This window comes from uncultured Campylobacter sp., from assembly GCF_938030815.1.
Classification (GTDB): Bacteria; Campylobacterota; Campylobacteria; order Campylobacterales; family Campylobacteraceae; genus Campylobacter_B.
The window spans coordinates 1-2,170 of the sequence record NZ_CALHII010000174.1 but is presented as its reverse complement, the minus strand read 5'-3'; the positions used below and the strand labels follow the sequence as shown (position 1 = coordinate 2,170).

The window sequence follows — 2,170 nt, the reverse complement described above, 5'->3', positions numbered from 1 at the left end:
ATAGAAGCTGCCTGCGATGCAAATCGTGCTAAGATCCTGCCCAAGCCCCATTTTGTGCGCTAGCCACAGCGAGTGGGCGCCCGCATCTACGACTACAAAATCAGCGCTTAACGAGAGTCTATTTGCTGTGCGGATATAGAACTTATCGCCTACTTTAGTGATGTTTTGCACTTCGGTGTTTAGGTACAGATCGCAGGTTTTGCCCTCCACGTTTTTAGCGTTTTGCACGAAGGAATTCGCCATCGCGCCGTAATCGATCGTCGTGTAAACTCCCGATTGCACGCCCATTGCTACGATATCCTCCGCTCGCTCCTCACCGCGCCCGTCAAAAACTAGCTTGGGCTCGATTTTTTTGAGCTCTTCCTTGCCAAAAAGCTGCAGATACGGATAAAGCTCTTTAAATTTCTCAAAGCGGTCTTTAATTAGCTCTACCTCACTTTCGCCCACGCCAAGAGCCATTTTCTGCCCTTGAAATAAAAATTTATTCTCATATCCGTGCTTTTGGCAATATTTCACGATCATATCCGCCTTGCGCTTGACTTCTGCTGCTTTTTGCAGGTCGTAGTTGGTCTCGATGTCGCCGCAATGAATCGTCTGAGAGTTTGCGCTGGCTTTAGAATTTAGCGTCGCAAGCCCTTCGTATTTTTCAAGTAGAGCGATATTTTTGATCCCGCTAAATTCTGCCAGCACGTATGCTAGCGCGCTGCCCGTGATACCGCCGCCTATGATGATTACTTCGTAATGTTTTTCTTGCATGCCCTTTCCTTATCGAATTTGGCTGCAATTGTGCGAAAATTTCGCTTAAAAGCTAGTTATAAAAGCGTGAATTTAGATGATTTTATATAAAATTCGCACCATTTCATTTTGGGAGTAGTATATGAAAAAATCGATTCTTGTCGGATTAAGTTTGATTATAGCCACGTCGCTGTGGGGCGCAGATAAGAAAGTTTATCGCCTTAAGCTAGCTCAGACTTACGAGCTTAGTATGCCTATCGTAGGCGATGTCGCCAAGCGTATGGCAGATCTTGCAGATAGTATGTCTGATGGCAGGCTGAAAATCAGTATCGACGCGCCTAGCAAACATAAAGCACCTTTTGCAATCTATGATATGGTCAAAAACGGACAATACGATTTAGGCTATACTGCGAGCTACTATTATAAAGGTAAAAATAGCGCAAATATGCTGTTTACGACGGTGCCTTTTGGTATGACGAAAGACGAACAGCACGCTTGGTATTACTTCGGCGGAGGCAAGGAGCTAGCCGATAAATTCTATGCTAAAAGCAATCTAAAGGTCTTTAATATCCTAAATAGCGGTATGCAGATGGGTGGTTGGTTTAAAAAAGAGATTAATACGCTAGACGATTTAAAAGGGCTTAAATTTAGAATTCCAAGCTTTGGCGGGGAGGTTATGAGCCGCCTTGGCGTCGCAGTCGCTACGATACCGGTAGGTGAGCTATATATGGCGCTAGAGATGGGCACCATTGATGCGGTAGAGTGGGCAAGTCCTAGCTTTGATATACCTCTAGGCTTTCACAAGGTCGCAAATTACTATTATACGGGATGGCAAGAACCTGCTAGCGAGCAGCAGATAGTGATAAATCTACAAACTTGGCAGAAGCTTCCTAAGGATTTGCAAAATATCCTGGAAGCCTCTATCGCAAAGGCGCGCGAATACGCAGAAAACGAGACGTTTTATAAAAACGTAATAATTTGGGACGAGATCAAAAAGAAATATCCGAACGTTCAGATTCGCTCTTTTTCGCCTGAAATTATGCGTGCGCTTCGCAAGGCGACGGATGAAATTTTAGCCGAAGAAAGCGAGAAAAATCCCGATTTCAAAGAGATTTGGGAGAGCCAAAAGGCGTTTTTAGCTAAAGCTAGAACGTGGACGAAGATGGGCGATTTTACATATATCGAAAAAACGGGCGACGTTGAAGCCGAGCAGAATTTCACCGCTTCGGTGAAAAAAATCTCTATCCCTGAGCCCGTAAATAGCGCAGCCAGCGAGATAAATGCAAGCACTGCCGCACCAAAAAACGAGGATAATCAGACGAAATAGCGCTTCATTTTTTATCTGCGTTTTTATGCCGCGCGGCTAAACTAAGCGCCAGATAAAGGTGTATGCGGCTTAAATTGATCGGCAATTTAGGCAATTTAGGCAATTTAG

General features: G+C 44.5%; 2 protein-coding genes. One reads left to right on the top strand and one right to left on the bottom strand.

Going from position 1 to position 2,170, the window contains the following annotated elements; all coding sequences use genetic code 11:
* The coding region (locus Q0277_RS06785) for an FAD-dependent oxidoreductase (protein ID WP_297996737.1) at positions 1-756 on the bottom strand (756 nt) is incomplete at its 3' end.
* 121 nt (positions 757-877) lie between these two features.
* Here Q0277_RS06785 and dctP point away from each other — a divergent pair.
* Entirely contained in the window at positions 878-2,062 is a 1,185-nt protein-coding gene (gene dctP / locus Q0277_RS06780; RefSeq protein WP_297996735.1) for a TRAP transporter substrate-binding protein DctP, read from the top strand.
* The last annotated feature ends 108 nt before the right edge of the window (positions 2,063-2,170 follow it).

Excerpts from the sequence above, each read along its gene's own strand:
- dctP (WP_297996735.1), top strand. The coding sequence starts at position 878 with ATGAAAAAATCGATTCTTGTCGGATTAAGTTTGATTATAGCCACGTCG.